Source organism: Bradyrhizobium sp. WSM471 (genome assembly GCF_000244915.1).
GTDB lineage: Bacteria > Pseudomonadota > Alphaproteobacteria > Rhizobiales > Xanthobacteraceae > Bradyrhizobium.
This window is the reverse complement of the sequence record NZ_CM001442.1, coordinates 5,972,991-5,995,903: the sequence shown is the minus strand read 5'-3', so window position 1 is coordinate 5,995,903 and position 22,913 is coordinate 5,972,991. Positions and strand designations below refer to the sequence as shown.

Sequence of the window (22,913 nt, the reverse complement as noted above, 5' to 3'; positions counted from 1 at the left end):
GTGACGTCATGGCGCTCGGGTTCGCAGGCCGGCTCAAGTGCTATTCATAGTGTTCCCAAGGACGATGCCCTTTGGTGCAATTGCGAGTCCGTCTACCCTGCTGCAGCTTGCTCCGGAGTAGTTCACTTCGAAGAGGGGGAAATCATGTCTTGTCATGCCTCGATCCGACGGCACTTCCCGGACCCGTCAATCACGGCCGAAGGTACCCGCGAGACGTCTCTGGCGCAAGAATCGCCGCGAGGTTCTATTTTGATCCTTGCAGGATTCCGAACCGAAGTTGAGGCCCAATTAGTGATCGATCGACTCTTGAGTGAGTACATTACGCCTGAATCGCGGCCGGCGTAAGCGCCACCTCGCGGTCTCTTGACGAGCACTTCGTTGCCTTCGCGAGGACATACTTTGCTTGAGCCGGGATGGTTGGCAGGGACATTGCTTCGCCGGCGTTGATCTAGATCAACTAGGCCGTCGCCACAACGCCCGAATGCAGTTGTGGTCACGGGATGTGTGATCACGCTGTTGCTTGGTCTGGTAGCCAATCGTTGCTCGGGAGGTCATCACAATGAGGTGCAGATTGCTTCTGCTTGCGCTGATCTTAGTGTCCTCAGCTTTCGCCAGTGAGGCGCGCGCCACGACGGCCGATATTCGCAGCATCACCTGCGGCGAATATCTTGCCATGCCGGCTGCACCGTCGAGCAAGTTTTCGGCTTGGATGACCGGCTGGTTTGCTTATGAAAGTCGGAGGACTTTTGTGGATTTTGACCTGCATCGGACAAATGTCGCAAGCGTAAGAGGGTGGTGCCAATCCAACCCGAGCGCCAGTGTGATGGCAGGGCTGGAAAAATCGATAGGCGTAACTGCGGTGCCCAACGCTACGCTGGATTTTAACAAGATCACTTGCGGAACCTGGTTGGCGTACGGTCCAGCGGATCAAGAGTTTGTAAGATATTTTATGAGTGGCTACTACAACGCCGCAGCAAGCAACAGTTTATTGGACTTCGACCGTCTGCAGAGGAATTCCAGTGCGGTCGTTACGTATTGCAAGAAGAACAAATCTCGCACCCTACCAACGGCCATTCAGAACAGAGCTACCTAAGTCGGCCAGTTTTCCACCCGGCCCCCCGATCTTCGGTGCTTATGAGCCTTTCCGTAGCTGGAGAGCCTTGGCTCACCAACTTGACCGCTTCGCCCGTCGGTCAATAAGAGGGCAAGGGCTGCGGGGCGGAAACAAAAAGGACCGGAGCGTTCGATCCGCTGCGGCCAAGTAGCAGCAGGCACGTGCTGGGCGCTTGTCTTGGTTTACTCCTCCCTCGGCGGATCATCTTCAGCATGCTTATCTTTCGCAACCCCCGACCCGACAACCTCTTTCGGCGGCTGGGTTGATCTAGGTCAACGTCAGCGATGCTTTCGTGCACAGGCTGCGCGCAGCCGCACCAGAAATGGCACGACGGTGGTGCCGAAGAGAAACGTAGTCATGCGCCACTAGGCAATTCGCAACGAACCAAACAGGAGAAAACATGAAAATATCAGCGGTTTTGGGCGCAGGCCTCGGTGCAGCGATGTTGTGCTTGACGCCAGTGTCGTTTCACCTGTCACCGGCCGGGACAGTCGTTATCTCCGTCGACCAAGCTGATGCTCGTGTCGGTCGTCCGCTCACACCAGGCAGCGTTGCGGGGGTTCATAGGCGAGTGCATCGGCGCGCTTATCGGCGTGGATACTATGGAGCTGCGGTAGGCGCGGCTGCCGTTGGAGCAGCGGCCACGGGAGCGTACTATCACCGTCGACACTGCGGTTATTACCCATATCCGCCGTGCTACTGAGAGCTTCGGTGTCGTTAGAAAGGCACCTAGAAGTTTGCAATCCGGACTCCTGATGACCAAAAACGATTTGAGGGAAAGATGCGCAGCAGCGGAGCAGTGTGAGAGGCATTTGAGCAGCATCCGCCCCCAGGCTTGGATGCCTGCGCGAACTGTTTGACCGGCATCGCCACGATCATGCGCGCCAGCCCGGGATTCTCCAGCCCAGCGGAAATGCGCACGAACGCGGAAAGGTCGTGGGTCTGTGAATCACACTTTGCGGGCGTGATCATTCCAGACCCGAGAAAGTAGGCCACCCACGGCGTGACCGGCCCCGATCAAGATGGTGACTGCACCGGGGCCTTCGACGTTCTCGCCAGTCGTTGGAAGCTTGTACGATTGGCAGGCGCGCCTTAGACAAACAGGATGTCAGTGTTTGGCTACTGCATTGTGTCCCAATGCAGATTGGGCCGTGGCGTGAAGCCCGGCGTGGTGTTGAAGCAGGCGAGGCGGCTATTGGTTACTTCCAAGCGCGCGCCCTAATCGCTCTAATTCAAGCGTTACGCAGAATAGCGCGAACAGCGACGCCCGGAGTTGCAGCCCGCGACGAAACATGAGCCATAGATCGGCGCCCTGATGGATCTCAGGCAAATGTCTGAAGAACACGACGCCGAACAGCGACCCACCAAAAATGAAGGCAAGACGCCCCAGAAACAAAAACAGGTGGCTCAGGATTGGATTCGAGCGCTGAGGGGGAAGCGGAACGCGCTGCAGGCGATACCAATAGGCGACCTGCATTGCCATGATCATGATCGGTGCAGCAAGATTGTCAGATCGTTCGAACGGCAGCTGCTCACCGGGATAGTTCATCAAGTGCCTAAATTCGGGCAAGCCCTCCAAGATTATGAAAAGGGCTCCACTGAGCTGAACCAAAAGAAGAACCAGATAGACGGCTCGCGATTTCAAATTTGTCATTCCGAACACCCGTCGAGACTATGCTAAAGGTTGCAACCGGGTGCATGGAAGCGTTCGAATGCGTGAGCATCGTCCGGAGGTGTTGATGGTCGCCCCAGCTGGCTGCCGTATTCCGCGACGATTCGGCGCGCCATTCCGTGTAGGACAGCTTGAGCTTTTTAGCCGCGCCGCGTTTTCTGACGAGCGGTTTCATGTGCCGACCGTCGGCGCATAACCAAAGGCCGCGTTGAGCTAGATCAAATCTTTGCCCCAGCAGTCCCCAACCTATGTGGTCCGGTACCTGCCTCTGACATGAAGCCGGCCTTCAATGCCAGCTCCACAGCAGCCGCGAGCGTGTTGAGATGTTCCGCAATCTTGGCGAAAAGTTCTCGCTTTTCTGGCGAGGTCGTAAGCGCGCTTATCAACTCAACCTCTGCTGCCTGCTTTCGCAGTGCTTCGAGATGATGCCGGTGATCGTTCATAGCGGCTCGCCCCCGGGCTGGCTCATGGCTGCGGCCTGGGCAACGAAGCCCTCAAGCACCGGTACCGCATCCTCGATGCTGTGGCAGCAGCAGCTGTCGAGTGAAAGCCCGGCACTGAGATCAAACAGCTCTAGCCAAAATAGTGGCACGCCATTCAGATCGAGTGTGGGACCTCGCAACATGCGTATTACACAGCTTGCCACCGTGGCGACCGAAACGGATAAATTTTGATCGTTGTCGGGGATGCACGAAAGCCGAACGTAAGCCTGCGCGATCTTCAGTTGCGTAAGCGCTCTTTCGGGCATGCTGCCGTCGACCAAAATTCGATCCTGGGTGTCTTGTGGGAGCATTGACCAAGCGCTTTGGTCGACCGCGACCAGCCTGCGCATTGGGGTGAGGTCGATCGGAGATAGCAGTACTCGGCAGACACTCGCTTGCGGGAAGTCGCCAAGTTTTTGTTATTTGAGGCCACAAAATGTGTGGGCGCAAAGTCTCTGCCACGGATCGATACGCAGGTAAAAAGAAAGCGCCGCGACGGCGTGAGGTGACCTGTCGCCGATGGGCAGCAGTCAGTAAGGTGCTGACCGGGACGTAATTGCCATAGTTGTCGTATTAGCAGCTGTCGTAGCTCCCTAGGCTGCAGCTCCGAGGGCGGCCCCTCCTACGGCGCCCGCCGCTCCGTATATGCGGTAGCCATAGTATCAGCCCGGATAACCAGCCACGGGACGACAACCGGGCCGACCGGGACGGCCGGCAACAGGATAACCAGGGCGCCCGGGGGCGACCGGCGATGGGGTGCGACGATGCATCGCTCCGCAAGATCTTGAGCGCGGGCGCCATGCACCGCTCATTGATCACCGCCCCTCTTTGCCCAGGTGTAGCGCCAAATTCATCGTGTGTGGGTCGCGGTTGCCGTCCGCCCTGAAGCCAAACTTGCCGAGCACCGCCTGCATGGACTTGTTCTCGGGCAGGACCTCAGCGGTGAGTTCACGCAATCCGGCATTGGAGGCGATCTCGCCAAGGTGGCGCATCAAGATGGAGCCGATGCCTCGGCCCTGCCAAGCGTCGATGACGACGAAGGCCAACTCGGCTCGTCCGGGCTCAAACACGACGTATCGAGCGCCTCCGACAATCATTGTCCGCTCGGGCTGCCCGACCTCGCACACCAGCGCGACGTGATTCATGAAGTCGACATCCATGAAGAACGCGCGCTCCTCGTCCGAGAAATGACGCTTGATCCCAAAAAAACGGCGCTGCAACGACTGCTTGCTGGTCTGATCCAGCGCGTCGAGGACAGCCGTCTCGTCGGCCGGCCGCAACGCTCGGATTTCGGCCGTGCTGCCGTCCCGCAAGCGTTCCGTCACGCTGTATTTGGCGATGTCCGACATGCGAGGTCTCGGCTCGGGCGGCCGGAAAACACGACGGCCTGAGGCTCGTCTATGAACGGGCGGTCGGTTACCCGTTTGATTTGTATCAAGGGCCCCGCAAAAGCCGGCGGCCTGACTCTCGGCAGTCAGCTCGACACATTCGGGCGGGATGACGACGTGACACGACTGGGTCGGCGTACTCGCCGTCCAGCATTGACCTATATCAAAGGCCTGCAGTTGCGGCGGGCTTTGGATGCATTCATACCACATCGAGGTCGGAGCATGCAGATGGAAGTGCCTGGATCACCCGGTGGTCCGATGTCCGGTCTCGTCGCCTCGGCGGTTGAATACATGGTCGATGCTGGGCAACGGAGCATACTCTTCCTCGATGTGATGCGCCGGCGCGGCGACCAATATCGGGAGCACGTCGCCCAAACCGCGCCACACGTTCTGCAATATGCGGCCGAACTGATCATCGACGGCCGCAAGCTGGACGAACCCGTCAATTACGCGCTTGTCCGCATCGTCCCGCCAGCCGGCGTCGAGATCGATTCCACGCGGCGGCCGTTCATCGTGATTGATCCACGCGCCGGGCACGGTCCAGGCATCGGCGGGTTCAAGGCCGACAGCGAGATCGGCGTCGCGATGAAGGCGGGGCATCCCTGCTACTTCATCGGCTTCCTGCCGGAGCCGGTGCCGGGCCAGACTATCGAGCGTATCGCGCGTGCCGAGGCACTGTTCATCGAAAAAGTGATCAGTCGTCACCCGGAAGCTGACGGGAAACCCTGCGTGATAGGCAATTGCCAAGCCGGCTGGGCGGTCATGATCCTGGCTTCGGTTCGGCCCGAACTGTTCGGCCCACTGATCATCGCCGGAGCCCCGCTCGCGTACTGGGCGGGCGTGCATGGCAAAAACCCGATGCGATATTCGGGCGGCCTTCTGGGCGGAAGCTGGCTAACTGCGCTCGTTAGCGATCTCGGCGGCGGGAAGTTCGACGGTGCCTGGCTGGTCCAGAATTTCGAAGGCCAGAACCCCTCGAACACGCTCTGGACCAAGCAGTACAACGTCTATTCAAAGGTCGATACCGAAGCCGATCGCTACCTCGAGTTCGAGCGCTGGTGGGGTGGGCACGTCAATCTCAACGCCGAGGAGATCCAGTTCATTGTCGACGAGCTCTTCGTCGGCAACAACTTGGCAGCCGGCAATATCACCATGTCCGACGGGCAGAAGGTAGATCTGCGCAACATCAGTTCGCCGATCGTGGTGTTCTGCTCCAAGGGCGACAACATCACTCCGCCACAACAGGCGCTGGGTTGGATCCTCGAATGCTACGCCGACGTTGATGACATCAGGGCCTATGGGCAGACGATCGTCTATACCGTTCACGAGAACGTCGGCCATCTCGGCATCTTCGTTTCAGGTGGTGTCGCCAAGAAGGAGCACGCCGAATTTTCCAGCAACATCGATCTGATCGATGTACTACCACCCGGCCTTTACGAAGCAACGTTCGAAGCCAAGGACGAAGAAACCACTAGTTCCGATCTCGTTGTGGGCCAGTGGGTGATGCGCTGCGAGGCCCGGACACTAGACGATATTCGGGCCATGGGTGGCAATTCGCCTGAGGACGAGCGGCGCTTTGCCGCGGCAAAACGCGTCTCGCAGCTCAATCTTGCCGCCTACCGCAAGTTCGTGCAGCCCTGGATCAAAAGCATGGTGGCGCCGCAGACGGCGGAGATGATGCGCAACCTGCACCCGCTGCGGACGCAGTACGAGGCGTTCAGCAGTCAGAATCCGTGGATGAGCGCGGTGAAGTCGGCAGCGGAAGGGCTAGAAGCGAACCGCAAGCCGGTTTCGAACGACAATCCGTTCCTGGCATTTCAGGAGCAGGTCTCGAAGCAGATCGTTCATGCGCTGGACAGCTGGCGCGATTCGCAGGAAGCGATGAGCGAGGCGATGTTCCTCAACGTCTACGGCTCGCCGGCGCTACAGGCGGCGGTCGGCATAGATCCGAAAGCTGACCCGTCGCGCCGGCGCGAGATGCCGGCCGAACACCGTGCCATGCTCGACAAACGGATCGCCGAGCTCCGATCCAGGATTGGCGAAGGGGGGCTTCGCGAGGCGGCCATCCGTGCCCTGCTTTATATCGGCTCGGCGAGAGGAATGGTGGATGAACGCAGCATCGAGGCGTTGCGTCAGGCTCGTCGCGACGACAGCGGAGCGCGATTAACGCTTGCCGAATTCAAGATGCTGGTTCGCGAGCAGTTCTTCATGCTGCTGCTCGATCGCGAGGCGGCGCTGGCCGTTATCCCGAAGTTGCTTCCCGACGACGTCAATCAACGCCGCGCGGCTTTCACGACGATGAGCGAGGTGCTGTCGGCCAGCGAGGACATCACAGGCGAGCGCGCCAGCCGCCTGCAGCGTGTCGCACAGCTGTTCGGTCTCGACGCCGAAACGTCGGGGAGGGCGTCGAACGTTGCCCCTTTCGACCCCAAGGCGAGGGCATCGTAATACTGTCTGGAAGGAACCGGCTCATGTCAGCCGACACGTCGCAGGCACAGTCCCCGAGCAAATACGACCGCTTGATCGCGGCCGCGCAGGCCGTGCCGCCGGCCCCAACCATCGTTGTGCATCCGTGCGATGAGAGCTCATTGCGGGGCGCTGTCGATAGTGCACAGGCCGGCATTATCCGGCCGCTCCTGGTCGGACCTGAAAGGAAGATCCGGGATACGGCCGCCAGGCATGGTCTCGACATCGCGGCCTTCGAGCTTGTTGACGCAGCACATAGCGATGAAGCCGCTGCAAAGGGGTAGAGCTGATCCACGCCGGCCGAGGTGAGCTATTGATGAAAGGCAGCTTGCATACGGATGAGTTGATGCGCGCGGTCACCGCGAAGGCCGGAGGCCTGCGTACCGATCGGCGTATCAGCCATGTCTTCGTGATGGACGTGCCGGCCTATGCGGAGACCATCTTCGTGACGGACGCGGCCATCAACATCTTCCCTGATCTGGACGCCAAACGCGACATCATCCAGAACGCCATTGATCTGTATGTGGAAGCTGGGTTCGGCAAATCGCCGCGCGTGGCAATCCTGTCAGCGGTTGAAACCGTGACCTCGAAAATTCCGTCTACGATAGAGGCGGCGGCACTCTGCAAGATGGCGGACCGCGGGCAGATCACCGGAGGGATCCTCGACGGTCCGCTGGCCTTCGACAACGCCATCGACGTGGAGGCGGCGCGCATCAAGGGGATCAAGTCCGAGGTCGCCGGTCGCGCTCAGATCCTGGTCGTTCCCGACCTGGAGGCCGGCAACATGCTGGCAAAGAATCTCGCCTATTTCGCCAAGGCGGACGGCGCCGGCATCGTGCTCGGAGCCCGCGTCCCGGTCGTCCTGACGTCACGCGCGGATTCGGCGCGTGCGCGGATGGCCTCGTGCGCGGTCGCTGCGCTGTATGCCCATGCCCGGCGCCGGCGTGCTCCAACGATTGCCGCGTGAACGCCATGGATACCATCCTTGTGGTCAATGCCGGCTCCTCCAGCGTCAAGTTCCAGGTCTACTCGATCGAGGGTGACGGAATATTGCGGCGACAGCTGAAAGGGCAGATGGATGGGATCGGCAGCCGCCCGCGTTTGCGCGCGAGTGGCTCCACCGGCGATCCGCTTGCGGATCGCGCCTATCCGATCGAGGCGGTGCCGGATGTTCCGGCCGCGATGGACATTGCCGGTGCCTGGTTGCGGGACGAGCAACGCATTCACCCGATCGCTGTCGGTCATCGCGTCGTTCATGGTGGCCCGGACTACGACCGGCCGATCCAGATCGATCATGGTGTCGTCACCCGGCTGGAGCGGTTCATCGCGCTCGCGCCGCTGCATCAACCCCATAATCTGGCGCCGATCCGCTCGATTCTCGGCAATTTCCCGGAGCTTCCGCAGGTCGCCTGTTTCGATACTGCATTTCATCGCACGCATAGCGCGGTCGCCGATCATTATGCGATCCCGCATCATCTTTATGCCGAAGGCGTGCGTCGCTACGGCTTTCACGGTCTCTCCTACGAATACATTGCGAAGACCTTGCCAAAGGTCGCGCCGAAAATCGCGAATGGTCGGGTGATCGTCGCTCACCTCGGAAGCGGCGCCTCGATGTGCGCTCTCAGCGCGGGCCGAAGCGTTGAAAGCACCATGGGATTCACGGCTCTCGACGGGCTTCCGATGGGAACCCGCCCGGGTCAGATCGACCCCGGGGTGGTGCTGTATCTGATTTCCGAGAAGGGGATGTCAGCCTCCAACATCCAGAACTTCCTTTATCGCGATTGCGGCTTGAAGGGGTTGTCCGGCGTCAGCAACGATATGCGGGAGCTGGAGAGCAGTGAGGATCCGCGAGCCAGACTCGCGATTGAATATTTCAGCTACCGCATAGGGCTCAATGCCGGGATGCTTGCCGCGGCGCTGCAGGGGCTGGACGCGTTTGTCTTTACAGCCGGTATCGGTGAAAATTCCGCAACAATTCGCGCGCATGTCGCTGGCCAGCTCGCGTGGCTGGGCGTCACCCTCAATCAAGCCGAGAATACGCGCCACTCACAGCTGATCTCGGGCCCCGACAGTCGCATTCCAGTCTATGTGGTGCCGACCGACGAGGAGCTGATGATCGCGCAGCACACTCTGTCAGTGCTGATGAAGAGAACATCGAACAATCAGAGGCAGGAGAGGGCATCATGATTCCAGTGTTTCCAGATTCCAAGATTGCCCTGAAGGGGAAAAAAGGCCTCGTCGTAGGAATCGCCAACGACCAGTCGATCGCATGGGGGTGCGCCAAGGCCTTTCGCGCTCTCGGCGCTGATGTCGCCGTCACCTACCTGAACGAGCGCGCGAAGAAGCACGTCGAGCCTCTTGCGCAGGCACTCGAGGCGTCTATTTTCATGCCCCTCGATGTCATGACGGAGGGGCAGACTGAAGACGTGTTTGCCCGGATCGAGAGGGACTGGGGCCAACTCGATTTCCTGCTGCATTCGATCGCCTTCTCACCGAAGGAAGCCTTGCACGGACGTGTGGTGGACGTCGGCCGCGACGGGTTTCTGAAGACGATGGAGGTCTCCTGCTGGTCCTTCATGCGCATGGCTCATCTGGCCGAGCCGCTGATGAAGAACGGCGGCACCATGTTTACCATGACCTATTATGGCAGTCAGATGGTGGTCGAGAATTACAACGTGATGGGCGTAGCTAAGGCCGCGCTCGAAGCGTCGGTGCGCTACATTGCGGCCGAGCTGGGCCCGAAGGGTATCCGCGTGCACGCCATTTCGCCCGGACCGCTGGCCACGCGCGCGGCATCAGGCATTCCCGACTTCGACGAACTGATGGACAAGGCGCAATCGAAGGCGCCGTCGCGCAGTCTCGTCAGCATTGACGACGTCGGCAATGCCACGGCATTTCTCGCGCTCGACGGGGCCAAGCTCATTACGGGAAGCGTTCTCTATATTGATGGCGGCTATCACATCATCGATTGAAGAGGACGGGACGCGGCTCAGCGATAGTGCAGGGCGATCAACTCGGCGACGCAGGCCGGTCGTTTGCCGCCTTCGATCTCGATGACCAGATGATAGTTCACGCGCAGCCCGTCTGGAGGCACATCCTCCGTCTCAGCAACGCTGACGCGGCCACGCAGCTTCGAGCCCGCCGGGACCGGGGAAAGGTACCTGATCCGGTCGGCACCGTAGTTCAGGGTGTTTCGGAGGCCTTTTAACCCCATCACTGAGCGGATGAACATCGGTGCCAACGCCAGGGACAGCATGCCATGGGCGATGGTGGTGCCCCCGGGCATTTCTTTCCTCGCGCGCTCCTGATCGACATGGATCCACTGTTCATCGCAGGTCGCTTCCGCAAACTTGTTGATGCGGTCCTGCGTCACCTCGATCCACTCACTAGCGCCGATTTCGGTGCCGACCGCAGATCTTATCTCATCAAAATCGCCGAATATCCGCATGTCCCTTACCTTCAGATCATCATCTCCCGGACATGGTCGCCGACGAGGAGGTCGGCTTCTGTCGCGGCCATCACTTCGCCGATCGTGACGCCCGGCGCGGTCTCTAGAAGCGTCGCCCTGCCGTCGGCAAAGCCGATCACAGCCAAGTCGGTGACGACCAGATTCACCGGTCGCGCCGAGGTCAGTGGCAAGCTGCATTCGGCAACGATCTTTGACTTGCCCTTTGCAGCATGCTGCATGGCGACGATGACCCGCTTCGCGCCGCTGACGAGATCCATGGCGCCGCCCATGCCAGGAACCATCTTGCCCGGGATCATCCAGTTGGCGAGATGGCCATGGGCATCGACCTGAAGGCCGCCAAGCACCGTGACGTCGACATGGCCGCCGCGGATCAGCCCGAACGACATCGCGCTGTCAAAGGTCGAGGCCCCGGGCAGTGCGCTAATCGGGCGCCCCCCTGCGTCCGTTAGCGTCGGATGAGCCAGGCCTTGCTCGGGGATAGGCCCCGTTCCGATCAGGCCGTTTTCCGACTGGAAGAACACTTTCAGGTCCGTTGGAACGTAGTTCGCGACCAGCGTCGGAATACCAATGCCGAGATTGACGAGATCGCCGCTCCGAAGCTCCTTGGCGACGCGCCGGGCGATGATGATCTGCGGATCCATGTCGTCACCCGTTTGTAATGAGGTAGTCGACGAGCGGCGCCGGGGTCACGACGTGGTCGGGCGCGATCACGCCGACCGGCACAATGTTCTCCGCCGTGACGATCACGGTGTCGGCGGCCATCGCCATGACTGGATTGAAGTTGCGCGAGGTCAGTGCGTACGCCAAGTTGCCGAGGTAGTCGGCAAGGAAGGCGTGCACTAGCGCAAACTGCGCACGCAAGGCCGTCTCAAGCAGAAAAGGCTTTCCGTCGACTTCGATCTCGCGCTTGCCCTGCGCAACCAGCGTGCCGACGCCGGTTGGCGTCAAAACTCCACCCAGCCCGCATCCACCCGCACGAATGCGCTCGACGAAGGTTCCCTGGGGTACCAGATCAACGGCGATCTGGTTTGCCAGCATCTGCTGCTGTGCCTTCGCATTCAGACCGATATGCGTTGCAGTCAATCGCGCGACCAGCGCAGCATCGAACAGCTTGCCGACGCCCTTGCCGGGGATCGCCGCGTCGTTGCAGATCAGCGACAGGCCGCCCTTCTTCTGCCGCACCACCTCGTCGAGCAGGCGCTCCGGTGTCCCGACACCCATGAACCCGCCGACCATGACACTCGCCCCGGCCGGGATCATTGCGACGGCTTCTTCAAGCGAAATGGCCTTCATGAGGGAGAACTCCGGTCGGCGCGTGCAGGGCGGTCGATAAATGCTGGAGGGCGGAAGTCGCGCTGCTTTGATCTGCGTCAAGGCTCCGCATCATTCGCAGACGATTCCCAGGCTCGCGAGCGTGTCGTGCCAGAGCTTGCGCAGTTCGGTGTGTCGGCTTTCCAGGACTGTACTGACGGTGTCGCGGAAGGGTAGCAGGTCGGGACCTTTCAGGAACAGGATTTGCGCCTGCAACAAGCGCCCGCTCTCGAACTCGATGCGGCGCAAAGCCATCACGAAGGGGTCATTCGGGTTTGCCTCAAGCGGTAGTAACGCCGCTGGCCGGATCCCGGCGTGGATGGCATGCGCGAGCGTGGCGAGGTGGACTGCTTGCCAAAGAGAGCGATCGGCAATGCCTTCGTTCGGCGCCGGAAGCCAGGCGGCCTCCCAGGATACGGCCATATAACCCAGGGCGAGATCCGGCACCCATGTGGTTGCGCGCATCAGAAGCGAGACGATCTCGCTTTCGCGGTAGAGCTGAGCGTTCAGTTCTGTCTGCCAACCGGCCTCGAACTTAGCCGGCAGGGCGAGGGCGAACTGCCTTGCGAGAGCGCCATGGGCCGAGATCAGGAAAGCGGCGACGCGGGTCTGCTGGCTGGGCGGCACGCGGCCTTCGGAGTCGAGTGGTCCGAGAAGTCCGCTCATGCCCGGGTCCTCTGGACGGGGATGGCACGCAGATGGTCGTAGCCGGCGGGAAATGGAGTGAGCTCACCGCCAGGATCCTCAGGCGCAATCCAGACCGCCTTGTTCCCCTGCCAGCGTCCGGCCAGCACGTCGTCGGCGAAGCGCGCGAGCAGGTCGGCTGTGAGCGCACCCTTTTCCAACGTGAAAGCGTGATAGGCGCCCGGGATGATCACGAGCGCGCTGTTGGGGATTCCGACTCGCAGGGTCTCGTGTAGGGCGCGCGGCGTCAGGAAGTCGAACTCTCCGTTAAGGATCATGGTTGGGACGGCGATCGAGGCGAGTTGCGGCGTCAGCGGCTGGAAGTCGAGGAACGACTCCATCAGGTTCTGCAACGCGTAGAGGTCATTGACCAGCCAGCCCTGCCGCTTGACCACGTCGAGCTTGTCCAACAGCGGCTTCAACCATTCATCGGACAGATTCATCGGCAGCAGCAGATCCTGGAGATAGCCGGTTCCACCCAGAATTAGGCCGGTGCGTAGTGCGTTGCCGATCAGGAGAAGTTGAGGCGAAAGCTCGGCAAAGCAACTCATTGGCACCAGACCCGAGAGGCGCGCCCCATGCTCGATGGCGTAGCGGAGCGCGATCAGGCCACCGAAACTGATTCCACTGAGGAAGACCGGACCTTCACCGAGCATCTCGATCAAGCGATGCAGCGCAAGGACATGGTCGTTCTGATTGATGAAAAGCGTGGGCTTGTCGGAGGCGCCCTGGCCGAGCAGGTCGAATGTCGCGACGCGAAACCCCCGTGCGATGAGCGCGTCGCGATAAGCGGTCCACAGTTCGGAATATTGAGTCAGTCCATTGACCAGCACGTAGGCCGGCGCCGTCGCAGGACCGTCGAGCTCATACCGGATCCGGTAGGAGCCGTGGGTGAGGAAAGGCATCGCGGCGACCCGGCATGTAATTTGTTCTCAAAATTCTCGCGCGGGCAGCTCGAATTCCCTTGCGCTAGATCAAAGGTCGCGCAGCGTCCGCTCCTAGCTTTCGGCAAAAATCAAGCCTGCCGGAGGAATTCGTCATGATCGGGAGACATGTCATGCGGCGATATCTCATCAGCCTGCTGCTGCTGTTGATCGGGACATCGCTCGCGGTCGCGCAGCCCTTCACACGCCGCTCGTCGCAGATACAGCATGACGGGCTGAAGAAGACGTACGAGATTGCGAATTTCCGGCTTGGCGGCAAGTACGATCTCGCCGATCCCTCGAAGTGGGAGAATGGCGGGGAGGGCGGTGTCACCCTTGAATCGCTTGGCGCCGGGAAACTGCACACCGCCTATATCGCCGTCGGTACGCCGCGGCGCAACGCAGCTGGTGAGATCACCAATGCCGTTGTCATCAACTCATATTATTCCGGTGACTCCACTGACATGTACGAGCAGTGGGTCAAAGGAGCAGCGTTATCAGGCACCGTGCCAATTATCGGCCCGGGCCGGCCGATCGATACGGATCGCTACTATGTCATCATGGTCGATCCGCTTGGAACCTGGGGCGCCAGCAAACCTTCGGACGGTCTCGGCGTAAAGTTTCCGCAGTACAGCTACTATGACATGGTCCAGGCCAATTACCGAATGCTGCGCGACGGGCTGAAGGTCGCGCGCGTTGCGCTGGTGTCCGGCGTTTCCATGGGCGGCACGCAGACCTATGTCTGGGGCGTGATGCATCCCGAATATATCGGCGCACTGATGCCGATCGGCGGCACCACGCAGTCGGATGGCGAAGATCCGGTCGGCAACTGGACATTCCAGATGATGACGGCAGCGATCGAATCCGATCCGGTGTGGCAGAACACGAAGGGTGATTATTACAAGCTGCCCAAGGAGAAGCACCCGATGCCGGGCGTGGCATTCGGCTGGTCGATCCTCGGCATGACGGGCTATGACTTTGCGTTCCGTACGACCCAGAATTGGGGGGCAGTCCAGCCCGAAATCTTCTATTGGGACCCACCGAACGAAAAAGCAGCGTTGAACGTCGTCAACCGTGCCAAGCTTTACGATGCGGTCGACCTGGTCTGGCGCAACCGTGTCGGCGAAACCCACAACATCAACCCTTATCTCGGCCGCATCCAGGCGCGGACGCTGGTGATGCACATCACGAATGACCTGTGGCTAAACTTCAAGCTGGCTCAGAAGGCAGTCGATCGCGTGCCTGGTGCAGACCTTATTGCTCAGGAAAGCCCGGTCGCCCATTATGGTGTGTTTCCGATCATCAACCAGCGCAAGAATGACCCGAAGTTCGTTGCCTTCATGGATGATGTGGCGAGCCTCGACCGGGCGCAGAAGTTCGTTGACAAGAATTATCGCGTGCCCGGCGTCGCCGAGAACATCGACCCCAAAAAGTCGTTCTGGAAAGAGTTCGTGACCTATCCCTATCCGGTCAAATACGCCAATGCCAAAGACAAGGGCGGAAATTCCTGGCAGATCGGCTACATGGATGAATATGCCGGCACGGAGAAGGATCCGAAGATCCTTGTGATCATCCATGGCAAGGGCGCGTTCGGCGGGCACTACGGAAACATCATGCAGTATGCACTACGCAGCGGCTTGCGCGTGATCGTGCCCGACCTGCCGCATTACGGCATGTCAGGCCCCGGCAATCTCGACAAGAGCCCGGCGCGCACCATGCAGGACATGCGCGAGGTCATCTACGATCTCGTCGTCAACCAGCTCGGCGTCAAGAAGGCGTATTATCTCGGCCATTCGCTCGGCGGTCAGTTCGTGATGGGTTATGCCCTGACCTGGCCGGATGCAGTGCAGGGCCTCGCGCTGGAGGCGCCGTCCGGTCTCGAGGAATATCCGCGCGAGATCACCATCGCCAAGGGCAAAAAGGCGCCGCTGTTCGACCGGGCCTTCGATCATGACTTCGACAAATGGAGGGCGACCTGGGACCAGACCGGGATCCTTGCCGCGGAGAAGGCGCGCGACGAGCAGAACATCCGGGACTTCTTCTACTTCAAGAAGCGTGACCCGGAGACCGGCGCGGTGTCGGCCGCCAAAAGTGGCTATTTCTTCAGCGACAGCGAATATGCCCGCCTCCACACCGAGCAGCGCGTCGGACTGACCAAGGGCAATCCGAAGGAGCTGGAGCAGTGGTGTAATATCTTTATCTACGACATCTACACGATCGGCGCGGAACTGCAGCAGGATGATCCGAAGAACCTCTACAAGCGGCTCACGCAGATCAAGGCGCCGATCTTCCTTGCATTCGGCGACAAGGAGCCGTTCATCCCGACGCCGGCATTCAACGGGCTGACGGACCTCGGACGCGACGCCATCACGCCGTTCATGACGCGCATGAGCAATGCAGGCAATCGGCCGATCCTCAAGATCTATCCGGAGACCGGGCATTTCATTCACACAGACAATCCGGTCGAATACCCGTCCGATGTCGTGGATTTCGTGACGCGGGGAAGCGTCGACACCTCATCGCCGGTCGGAACCGATCGCATGATCAAGGGGGCGGTGGTCTCGGCCTTGCCGGTAGCTCCGACACCGCCGGGGGCCGCGCCTACCGCTGGCCTCAACAAGTAGGGCCGGTCGATGCCGAGGGTGCAGGCAGGCGAAGTCCAGCTGGGCTGGCGAGAGTGGGGACAAGGCGCCGTCACGGTCGTCTTCATCCATGGCAATCTCGCCAGCAAGGACTGGATCGAGCTCGCTGCGCCGCTGTTTCCCTCCGGCCTCCGCGTGATCGGGATCGACTGGCGCGGCTGCGGTGATAGCGACCGGCCGAAGCCTACGGTCGACTACACCAACTATACGATGCAGCAGCATGCGGAAGACATGCTGGCCGCGCTCGATACGCTGGACATTGGATACTGCCATCTTGCAACGCATTCGACCGGCGGCATCATCGCGGCCCGCATGCTGCTGATGCAGCCACGGCGGTTCGGGCGTGTATTTGCGCTTGATCCGGTCACGCCGTTGGGCATGGCCTTCAATGCTGATCAGATCGGACTGTTTCGGGCGATGATGGCGAGCAAGGAGTTGACCCGTTCGGTGATGGCGACCGCGGCATCATCGCTGTTCGTGCCGGAAAGCATGGCGCCGAACAAGATCCCGCAATTCCGTCCAGGGGGCGCGGACATCCAGGCGCTGTTCGAGCGGATCATCGAACAAACCTTCGGCGTCTCCGAGGGCATCTGGATCGGGACGCCCGTCAATCTCACACGCGAGCGGGAGAGTCGGGAATTGGAGAGCCGCATGCCGGAGATCGGGCATTCGCATTTGGTATTGTGGGGTGAACGGGACGGCTGGATCCCCCCCGCCGACCTTCGCACGATGGCCGCGGCAATGCCGGACTGCCGCCTCGTCGTGGTGCCCGGTATCGGACATTCGATGAATCTCGAAATGCCCGCGCTCTACGCCGGCTATTTTGGCGCGTGGTTCGGGGGACTTACGGCATAACAAGGAGGAATGACACCATGGCCGATAGCAATCCATCCGCAGCGGGTATCCGCACCATGCTCGCCGAGACGCTTGTTCGCCTGCGCAAGGCAAACGCCGAGTATTTCGAGCAGCTGGAAATGGGCTTAAGTGCCTCAAAGCTGCCGATTGCAAGCGGCGCCAAGGAGTTCTGCGGCTACATGCAACGCAACGTCACCGCGACGTTCGACCTCGGCGACAGGCTCATGCAGGCCAAGGACATGAAGGACGCCCTCGAGATCCAGTCTGATTTCTTCCAGGCCCAAATGCGATTGCTCACCGAGCAAACCAGAAGCATGGGCGAGTCTGCCATGAAGGCGGCGACCGAAGCGTTTGCACCGAAGAATTAAATCACGCTCCTTGCTGCCATGGCGGCCATCAGGCGCGATCCTCGATCGCCGGCGCCTAGCCCAGGCGTCTTGGTCTTGTCCTCGTTCTTCTCGTGTTTTGTGCCGCGCAACGCATCGGCCATCGCTTTGCGGTGGATCGGCTGGCCCTTGTACATGGGGCTTTCGAACACAAATTGCTGATCCTCCCGCGCGAGCGCTTCCTTGATGATCGCCAGATCAGACAAGGGCTGCTGGATCCCGCGCCGCTTTTTGACCCGCTTGAGGGGCATGTCAAACCGCGGATGCTCGCGGTCGAGTCGAACAACTCGCTCCGGTGCGCGCCGAGCAACTCACGCGAGCGCAGCATGGTTACGAGCTCGAACTTGAGCGCCAGCCGGGTCCGGCGGTCCCAGGGCAGGTCCTTGCGATCCAGTCCATGCCAGAAGATCCTGATCTCATTCTCCGACAGGACTCGCGTGCGCGGATGCCCGGGATCGAGCTTCGGCAGGTTGATGCAAGGACTGGCGGTCACATAGTCGCGGCCCGCTTCAGCCGCCCAGTTGAACAGCCCCGAGGCTGCCTTGCGCATATGGCGGGCGTTGCTGACGGAGGGCTTGCCGAACTTCCCCGCGACAATGTCATTCGAGAGTGTTGCGATGTCAGCTTCGTGACGTCTCTCGCGAGTGTCTTGCCAAGCCTCGCACCGAGAAACCGGCGCAGGTGGCTCGCCGTATTTTCCGAAGCCTCAAGCCGGGGCCGCATCTCGCCATCCGGCTTCTTGACTGGCGTCTTCATCCAGTCGATCCGCTCCTCAATGATCTCGGCGACGGTCTTGCCGCGCTTTGCCTTGTTGGCCTTCTGGTCCCGGAAACTCTCGGCGAGAGCTTTGGCACCCAGTCCCTTGAGGCCGTAGGCCTTGCTGTGGGCGTCCTCGACGGTGAAGGTCTCGGGATTGTAGACGCCGAGCCAGCCGGTACGCTGCTTCCCGGTCTGCCGGTCGGTGAACTTGTACGAGAAGGTCGCCACGCCCGCCGCGGTGATGCTGACGTAGACACCAGGGCATTTGCGGTCGTAGAGCTTGGCTTTGCTTGGCGACCCGCTTCTCGCACAGGCGGTCGGTCAGGATGACGCTGCTGTTGCGGCCGCGCTTGCCGGCGGCGGAGGCGGCGATGCTGTTATCCATGTGGTTTCGGCTCCTGAGGCTTGGACCAAAGGGCTCGGCTTTGAGTCTTTCAGCTTGTCGTGCGGACAGCTGGAAGGCTTAGGGCCGGGCCCTCAATTTGGTGAAGCCCGCTGAAACAGCCTGCATCAGGGTAGTCGAAAAATCCGTGCTTCAAGTATTTTGTTAGTTTCGGCGTGTTTCACCGGATGCCAAAATATAGACGTGTGGTCCTGGCCGTCGTTGCTACGGTCAAGCCTTGGCGGATGCGGCATTTGCGCCAACCGGCGATGTTGGCGACTTTCTGTAAAGGCGAGGGAGGGCAGATCGCCGGGCCGCGACAAACAGGCAAGCCGCCCAACCGCTTCAGACAACTGGCACCAATTCAGCATGCGGTCCCATCCGTTATCTTTAGCCAGAAGATTTCCGCCGTCGAAGTGGTGGCCGGAGAAGGGTGAACGGGACGGAGGCGGGAATGGGATTTGCAAGATCACTTTATTGCTCTTAGCTACTCTTTTCTCCGTATGACCTCGAGTTCACCACGCATATCGCATACCGGCCGCTCCGCGGACGCCGTCGCGCCTGCCTCCGTCGGTATCGCTGACAGCGAACTGGTAGTCGGCATTGGCGTAGAAGCTGACGTTGGCGTTCATCCTCACACTCACCCCGCCTCCCAGTTGCAGGCGCGTGGTCTGCTCAAGCAAGGGCACCAGATCGACACCGGAAAATGTCGTCGTCGCCTGCGCCGCCCAATCGCGCCACAGATTGGCGCGAACATAAGGCTGCCACACCTGGCCGCTGTCGCTGACGACGGTCCATCGGCCGCGCAGGCCAATCCGCCCGCTGGTGCCCGACGTAGTACCCAGTGCGACCGCACCTAGGCCATCATGGGCGTCGTCGAACGACACATGTTGCCAGACGATCTGCGCCTGCGGCTCCAGCACGAAGCCCGGCCCGAACATCGGCAGCCGAATGGGATAGCCCGTCTCCAGCGATGAGAGGAAGCCGAAACCGGTGGTTGAAAGGCTGGCGAATTGCGTCGAGGCCGCGCCTTCATAGCGCGTCGCCTGCGCCACCGCGTCGAGGTACCAGTCATTCGGGCCGTAATGCGTCCAGTAAGCGCCGCCCGACCATGCATTGAGATTGAGACCGCCGGTGTGACGGAGCACGTAGCCGGTCGCTGCTTCGTTCGTGACCAGGCCGCTCACATCGACATTGGCGTTGGCATATCCGACATAAATGCCTCCGGCATCGCGATGGCCCGGTATCCATTCGCCTCGCCAGAGATCCATTCCGCTCTGAAAACCCAGCACCTGTCCGGAGGTGCGCGGATCAGCGAACGCCTTGTAGTGGTTGTCGATCTGCTGGCCCAGGAACCGGCCCCAGACCGAAGTTCCCCAGACGGCATTCAGGCAATCTGTCGACGCCTTCACCGGTGTCCTGCGCGGCATCCTGTCCCATGTGTTACCATCGGTTGGGCACGGCGTGTCCGTGTTTGCGGTCGGCGAAGTATCGCCGGTTCGTTCATGCAAGGTGCCAAGCGTCGTCATCCCCAATTGCCGGGCGATCGGCTGGACCACGCCATAGGTCGCGATCTCCGGCCCAATAATTGGATAGACGCCCGGCGGCAGCGGCCCTGTCACCGGCGGCTCGGGCGGCAGGATCGGCAAGGTCGGCGGCTCGATCGGCGGCCCCACGGTGAAGGTCGATCGTAGGAACCAGTCGTTGGGACTGTTGCTGGGGTCGAGGCCACCACGGAAAAGAAAATAGTCAAAGGCGCCACCGCGCACCTCGCCGGCAAGCGCGAAAGCACCTTGAGCCGTCGTGCCGCCGTTAATTGCCTGCACCACTGTAATGCCGTTTGCCACCGTCTCGGCGCCGGGGCCGCCGACATTGGTGATGCGCAAAAAGGAATTCCCGGTCGCATTCCCGCCATTGATGACGAGCCTGTCCGACGGCGAACCGTCGGCGCCAAGAAATGTGTTCATCGCGATCGTTCCGCCAATCCCGATGTAGCCGTTCGTCGTCAGGACCGTGCCGGGGGCAGTGCTCGTACCCATGCTCACCAGACCGCGGTTCGTGAGGCTGAGTACGGTCTGGTTGAAGCCGTTGAGATCGAGCGTTCCAGCTGGGGCCACCGCTACTGCCGAATTTGGACTGAACGTATTCACCGCGCCGGCTCCCAACGTGCCCGCGTTGACGTTCGTCGCGCCGAAATAGCTGTTGGCAGCGGTGAGCCTGGTGGTACCGGCAAGCACATTGACGGTGCCGGTACCGCTGATCGTCGGTGCAAACACATAGTCGGCGGACGTATGATTGAAGTTGATTGCGCCGGCGCCGGCGCCAAATGCCACGCTCGGGGTGTTGAGCGTGCCGGGCGCAGCCGCCGGGGCGCTCGCGCCCGCGCCGATGTTGAGCGTTCCAGTCGCACCTACATTTGCCGCGATCACAACACTAGGCGCCGTAACGACGCCGCCTTCCGCAAGCGTAAGCGTGCCGGTGCCCGAGTTGCCGACGTTCACGCCCGAACTGTTGCTCCAGATAGAGCCCGCGCCCGCCACCCTTACCGTACCGAGCGAGCCTGCATTGCTACCAATGTTGGCAGTGAACGCAGTGTTATTGATGACCGTTCCACCGTTCGTGATCGTGAGCGTGCCCGTGCCAAAACTGCCGATATTGAACCCGCCGCCTGCAGTGATGTTCAAACTGGAGCCCGCGCCGGTAACCGTCACTGTCCCCGACGAGTTGGTAGACAATCCGACGGAGACGCCGCCGAAACTGTTCACGGTACCGCCGCTTTCGACGGTGAGCGCGCCCGCGCCCAAACCGCCGACCACGAGGTTGCCAATGTTCGTCCATGTGGAGCCGGCGTCGGAAACGATCACGGTACCCTGCGAACCCGGCAAATTACCAATAAAGCCGCCTATGTCGGTCAATGTTCCGCCGTTTCGGATGACGAGCATTCCTGTCCCGTTTTGACCGACTGCAAGGTTTAGTGCTGTTGCTCCCGGTCCCCTGACCTCCGTCGAATTTGGGATCACCGTGTCAATGTTTGCGCTGGTCGCCGTGTTCGGAACACCGGCGCTCCAGTTTAGAGGGTTAAACCAGCCATTGGAGAATGCCCCGGTCCAGTTTGTCTGAGCGTGCGTCGAAACCGGTGCTGCAGTGATAAGCGCAATCGTTGCGAACAATCCTGATGAGAGATGTCTGCACGCGGCGCGTGCTGGCGAGGTATCGCGGCGCGGTCGGATGAAGAGAAGTCGATCCGGGTCCAAAGCAACCTCCAATCCGCAACGATAAACGCAGCCGTCATGATGGAGTACAAAGGATCACAATCGTGATGGGATGGCCGTAATTGTGACGACAGGAGATGCAACTTGAGTTTGTTGCCCGTTGATGCTCTTCCGCCACGCAATAGGGAGCAATACTGACCGATCGCTGGCATTACAAATGCCCGCCGCCAACTTTTCGCGGCGCCCCTGTAGTGTGCGTGTATTGTCGCGGGTCCCTGCGACTTGCCGCTCGGCTTCGACTACGATTGGCGAGCGACGGAGGTTCCCACGACCTCACGCGCAATGCGGGCAGTAACCAGGACGGTCGCGCGCTCGGCAACCCCGAAACATCGCCAAGCCGGCAGTAGCCAGGCAGCGAAATTTTCAGCTCATTAACAATGTTGAATCCCTGGCCGGAGCGATTGCCCTACCGTGAACCTTTCCGCTGGGGCTTTCCATGATCGATACCGCGACCAAGGCGTTGTTGCGCACCGTTCTCGACGAGGTGTGTGACGGTGTTCCACGCTGTGAGATCGGCGCCAGGACCCGTGTAGCCTCGAAGCTTCTGGAGACTGCAAGCAGGGGTGACATCTCTGCGGATCGGCTCAAGCAAGCGGCCCGCAATGCTCTCTCAGAAATCCCGACGATGTGACGATGGTCATGTGGGGGCGGGGGTGAATTTCCACGTGACGGTCCTCAAGATCCTGGTGAGCTACCCGGATGGGTTCGCCGCCTTGGAGGATCTCAAGCGGGATATGGCCATTCTGGCGACCAGCGGTCGCGACTGGACGGAGCGTACCCGGCGGCTGGGCGCGCGGGTGCCCGGCCTGGACATCTTTTCGCAAGGGCTGATCGACCGCACGAATGGCGGGTGGCGCATCACGGACAAGGGCCGCGCCGTGCTCGATCTGATGGAAGCTCGTCCGGACCAAGCGCCGATTGCCGCCCAACAACCTCCCCCAGAGCCGGAACTCCTACCGGCGATCACGCGGCACTTTCCGGCGGAGAGGGTCGGAGGACGACTCGCGGCGCGCCGTCGCCGACGCAATGCCCGCAAGCAGGTTCGGGCGTCCTAGCGAGGAACGAGCGTCGCTCCCGAGGCTTGAGCAAACGCCTTGTGATGGAAGAC

The 22,913-nt window shown here is 60.8% G+C and carries 22 protein-coding genes and 1 pseudogene; 10 read left to right on the top strand and 13 right to left on the bottom strand.

Going from position 1 to position 22,913, the window contains the following annotated elements:
* Positions 1–571 precede the first annotated feature (571 nt).
* Positions 572–1,093 carry an HdeA/HdeB family chaperone gene (locus BRA471DRAFT_RS27290; RefSeq protein WP_231170975.1) on the top strand — a complete coding sequence of 174 codons (522 nt, stop codon included), beginning with the start codon at positions 572–574 and terminating at the stop codon, positions 1,091–1,093.
* 750 nt (positions 1,094–1,843) lie between these two features.
* Here BRA471DRAFT_RS27290 and BRA471DRAFT_RS38495 read toward each other — a convergent pair.
* From BRA471DRAFT_RS38495 to BRA471DRAFT_RS27270, 5 genes are all read right to left on the bottom strand, one after another.
* Positions 1,844–2,086, bottom strand: coding sequence for a hypothetical protein (locus BRA471DRAFT_RS38495; RefSeq protein ID WP_157234100.1), 243 nt, complete (start codon positions 2,084–2,086; stop codon positions 1,844–1,846).
* A gap of 220 nt (positions 2,087–2,306) precedes the next feature.
* Positions 2,307–2,768: a hypothetical protein gene (locus BRA471DRAFT_RS27285; RefSeq protein WP_231170974.1), complete on the bottom strand. Its 462-nt coding sequence runs from the start codon at positions 2,766–2,768 to the stop codon at positions 2,307–2,309.
* A 236-nt stretch (positions 2,769–3,004) separates the two neighbouring features.
* Positions 3,005–3,229: a hypothetical protein gene (locus tag BRA471DRAFT_RS27280; protein ID WP_035974319.1), complete on the bottom strand. Its 225-nt coding sequence runs from the start codon at positions 3,227–3,229 to the stop codon at positions 3,005–3,007.
* Positions 3,226–3,618, bottom strand: a complete 393-nt coding sequence (locus tag BRA471DRAFT_RS27275; protein WP_035974317.1) for a hypothetical protein — start codon at positions 3,616–3,618, stop codon at positions 3,226–3,228. Before BRA471DRAFT_RS27275 ends, BRA471DRAFT_RS27280 begins: the two co-directional genes overlap by 4 nt.
* A 465-nt stretch (positions 3,619–4,083) precedes the next feature.
* Complete coding sequence (locus tag BRA471DRAFT_RS27270; protein WP_007613215.1) at positions 4,084–4,617, bottom strand: GNAT family N-acetyltransferase; 534 nt, start codon at positions 4,615–4,617, stop codon at positions 4,084–4,086.
* Between the two features lie 261 nt (positions 4,618–4,878).
* Here BRA471DRAFT_RS27270 and BRA471DRAFT_RS27265 point away from each other — a divergent pair, with 261 nt between their 5' ends.
* The 4 genes and pseudogenes from BRA471DRAFT_RS27265 to fabI all read left to right on the top strand — a co-directional run bounded on the left by BRA471DRAFT_RS27265 (position 4,879) and on the right by fabI (position 10,094).
* On the top strand, positions 4,879–7,104 hold the full coding sequence (locus BRA471DRAFT_RS27265; RefSeq protein WP_007613213.1) for a DUF3141 domain-containing protein: 2,226 nt from the start codon (positions 4,879–4,881) through the stop codon (positions 7,102–7,104).
* 23 nt (positions 7,105–7,127) lie between these two features.
* Positions 7,128–8,089: pseudogene (locus tag BRA471DRAFT_RS27260) on the top strand (phosphate acetyltransferase).
* Positions 8,090–8,094: 5 nt separating this feature from the next.
* Complete coding sequence (locus tag BRA471DRAFT_RS27255; protein WP_007613211.1) at positions 8,095–9,309, top strand: acetate/propionate family kinase; 1,215 nt, start codon at positions 8,095–8,097, stop codon at positions 9,307–9,309.
* The gene (fabI, locus tag BRA471DRAFT_RS27250; protein WP_007613209.1) at positions 9,306–10,094 is read left to right on the top strand and encodes an enoyl-ACP reductase FabI; all 789 of its coding nucleotides are present in this window, start codon (positions 9,306–9,308) and stop codon (positions 10,092–10,094) included. Before BRA471DRAFT_RS27255 ends, fabI begins: the two co-directional genes overlap by 4 nt.
* A gap of 17 nt (positions 10,095–10,111) precedes the next feature.
* Here the strand turns inward: fabI and BRA471DRAFT_RS27245 are convergent, their stop codons facing one another.
* From BRA471DRAFT_RS27245 to BRA471DRAFT_RS27225, 5 genes are all read right to left on the bottom strand, one after another.
* Entirely contained in the window at positions 10,112–10,570 is a 459-nt protein-coding gene (locus BRA471DRAFT_RS27245) for a MaoC family dehydratase (RefSeq protein ID WP_007613199.1), read from the bottom strand.
* 11 nt (positions 10,571–10,581) lie between these two features.
* Positions 10,582–11,232, bottom strand: a complete 651-nt coding sequence (locus BRA471DRAFT_RS27240) for a 3-oxoacid CoA-transferase subunit B (RefSeq protein ID WP_007613198.1) — start codon at positions 11,230–11,232, stop codon at positions 10,582–10,584.
* Between the two features lie 4 nt (positions 11,233–11,236).
* A complete protein-coding gene (locus BRA471DRAFT_RS27235; protein WP_007613196.1) occupies positions 11,237–11,884 on the bottom strand; it encodes a CoA transferase subunit A in 648 nt (215 codons plus the stop codon).
* Between the two features lie 90 nt (positions 11,885–11,974).
* Positions 11,975–12,568, bottom strand: a complete 594-nt coding sequence (locus BRA471DRAFT_RS27230; RefSeq protein WP_007613194.1) for a hypothetical protein — start codon at positions 12,566–12,568, stop codon at positions 11,975–11,977.
* Entirely contained in the window at positions 12,565–13,491 is a 927-nt protein-coding gene (locus tag BRA471DRAFT_RS27225; RefSeq protein WP_007613189.1) for an alpha/beta fold hydrolase, read from the bottom strand. The genes BRA471DRAFT_RS27230 and BRA471DRAFT_RS27225 overlap by 4 nt, the downstream gene beginning before the upstream one ends.
* Positions 13,492–13,625: 134 nt before the next feature.
* Between BRA471DRAFT_RS27225 and BRA471DRAFT_RS27220 the strand changes: the two genes are divergently transcribed.
* From BRA471DRAFT_RS27220 to BRA471DRAFT_RS27210, 3 genes are read left to right on the top strand one after another with little or no spacing between them, the layout of a single operon-like run.
* Positions 13,626–16,133: an alpha/beta hydrolase gene (locus tag BRA471DRAFT_RS27220; protein ID WP_007613188.1), complete on the top strand. Its 2,508-nt coding sequence runs from the start codon at positions 13,626–13,628 to the stop codon at positions 16,131–16,133.
* Positions 16,134–16,142: 9 nt separating this feature from the next.
* Positions 16,143–17,006 (top strand): alpha/beta fold hydrolase, encoded by an 864-nt coding sequence (locus tag BRA471DRAFT_RS27215; protein ID WP_007613187.1) that lies wholly within the window; start codon positions 16,143–16,145, stop codon positions 17,004–17,006.
* Positions 17,007–17,062: 56 nt separating this feature from the next.
* Positions 17,063–17,374, top strand: coding sequence for a phasin family protein (locus tag BRA471DRAFT_RS27210; RefSeq protein ID WP_231170973.1), 312 nt, complete (start codon positions 17,063–17,065; stop codon positions 17,372–17,374).
* On the opposite strand, the gene BRA471DRAFT_RS39845 is transcribed toward BRA471DRAFT_RS27210, so the two are convergent.
* From BRA471DRAFT_RS39845 to BRA471DRAFT_RS27200, 3 genes are all read right to left on the bottom strand, one after another.
* Positions 17,371–17,598, bottom strand: a complete 228-nt coding sequence (locus tag BRA471DRAFT_RS39845) for a hypothetical protein (RefSeq protein ID WP_231170972.1) — start codon at positions 17,596–17,598, stop codon at positions 17,371–17,373. The two genes, BRA471DRAFT_RS27210 and BRA471DRAFT_RS39845, sit on opposite strands and share 4 nt — an antisense overlap.
* 283 nt (positions 17,599–17,881) lie before the next feature.
* Entirely contained in the window at positions 17,882–18,379 is a 498-nt protein-coding gene (locus tag BRA471DRAFT_RS39840) for a hypothetical protein (protein ID WP_007613183.1), read from the bottom strand.
* Between the two features lie 669 nt (positions 18,380–19,048).
* Positions 19,049–21,475 carry an autotransporter outer membrane beta-barrel domain-containing protein gene (locus BRA471DRAFT_RS27200; protein ID WP_007613181.1) on the bottom strand — a complete coding sequence of 809 codons (2,427 nt, stop codon included), beginning with the start codon at positions 21,473–21,475 and terminating at the stop codon, positions 19,049–19,051.
* Between the two features lie 766 nt (positions 21,476–22,241).
* On the opposite strand from BRA471DRAFT_RS27200, the gene BRA471DRAFT_RS27195 reads away from it, so the two are divergent.
* Positions 22,242–22,436, top strand: a complete 195-nt coding sequence (locus BRA471DRAFT_RS27195; protein ID WP_007613179.1) for a hypothetical protein — start codon at positions 22,242–22,244, stop codon at positions 22,434–22,436.
* Positions 22,437–22,458: 22 nt separating this feature from the next.
* Positions 22,459–22,860, top strand: coding sequence for a hypothetical protein (locus BRA471DRAFT_RS27190; RefSeq protein ID WP_035975170.1), 402 nt, complete (start codon positions 22,459–22,461; stop codon positions 22,858–22,860).
* Positions 22,861–22,913 lie beyond the last annotated feature (53 nt).

Coding starts and splice junctions, on each gene's coding strand:
- BRA471DRAFT_RS38495 (WP_157234100.1), bottom strand. CDS start 2,086: ATGATCACGCCCGCAAAGTGTGATTCACAGACCCACGACCTTTCCGCG.
- BRA471DRAFT_RS27285 (WP_231170974.1), bottom strand. CDS start 2,768: ATGACAAATTTGAAATCGCGAGCCGTCTATCTGGTTCTTCTTTTGGTT.
- BRA471DRAFT_RS27280 (WP_035974319.1), bottom strand. CDS start 3,229: ATGAACGATCACCGGCATCATCTCGAAGCACTGCGAAAGCAGGCAGCA.
- BRA471DRAFT_RS27275 (WP_035974317.1), bottom strand. CDS start 3,618: ATGCGCAGGCTGGTCGCGGTCGACCAAAGCGCTTGGTCAATGCTCCCA.
- BRA471DRAFT_RS27270 (WP_007613215.1), bottom strand. CDS start 4,617: ATGTCGGACATCGCCAAATACAGCGTGACGGAACGCTTGCGGGACGGC.
- BRA471DRAFT_RS27265 (WP_007613213.1), top strand. CDS start 4,879: ATGCAGATGGAAGTGCCTGGATCACCCGGTGGTCCGATGTCCGGTCTC.
- BRA471DRAFT_RS27255 (WP_007613211.1), top strand. CDS start 8,095: ATGGATACCATCCTTGTGGTCAATGCCGGCTCCTCCAGCGTCAAGTTC.
- fabI (WP_007613209.1), top strand. CDS start 9,306: ATGATTCCAGTGTTTCCAGATTCCAAGATTGCCCTGAAGGGGAAAAAA.
- BRA471DRAFT_RS27245 (WP_007613199.1), bottom strand. CDS start 10,570: ATGCGGATATTCGGCGATTTTGATGAGATAAGATCTGCGGTCGGCACC.
- BRA471DRAFT_RS27240 (WP_007613198.1), bottom strand. CDS start 11,232: ATGGATCCGCAGATCATCATCGCCCGGCGCGTCGCCAAGGAGCTTCGG.
- BRA471DRAFT_RS27235 (WP_007613196.1), bottom strand. CDS start 11,884: ATGAAGGCCATTTCGCTTGAAGAAGCCGTCGCAATGATCCCGGCCGGG.
- BRA471DRAFT_RS27230 (WP_007613194.1), bottom strand. CDS start 12,568: ATGAGCGGACTTCTCGGACCACTCGACTCCGAAGGCCGCGTGCCGCCC.
- BRA471DRAFT_RS27225 (WP_007613189.1), bottom strand. CDS start 13,491: ATGCCTTTCCTCACCCACGGCTCCTACCGGATCCGGTATGAGCTCGAC.
- BRA471DRAFT_RS27220 (WP_007613188.1), top strand. CDS start 13,626: ATGATCGGGAGACATGTCATGCGGCGATATCTCATCAGCCTGCTGCTG.
- BRA471DRAFT_RS27215 (WP_007613187.1), top strand. CDS start 16,143: ATGCCGAGGGTGCAGGCAGGCGAAGTCCAGCTGGGCTGGCGAGAGTGG.
- BRA471DRAFT_RS27210 (WP_231170973.1), top strand. CDS start 17,063: ATGCTCGCCGAGACGCTTGTTCGCCTGCGCAAGGCAAACGCCGAGTAT.
- BRA471DRAFT_RS27200 (WP_007613181.1), bottom strand. CDS start 21,475: ATGCTCGTCATCCGAAACGGCGGAACATTGACCGACATAGGCGGCTTT.
- BRA471DRAFT_RS27195 (WP_007613179.1), top strand. CDS start 22,242: ATGATCGATACCGCGACCAAGGCGTTGTTGCGCACCGTTCTCGACGAG.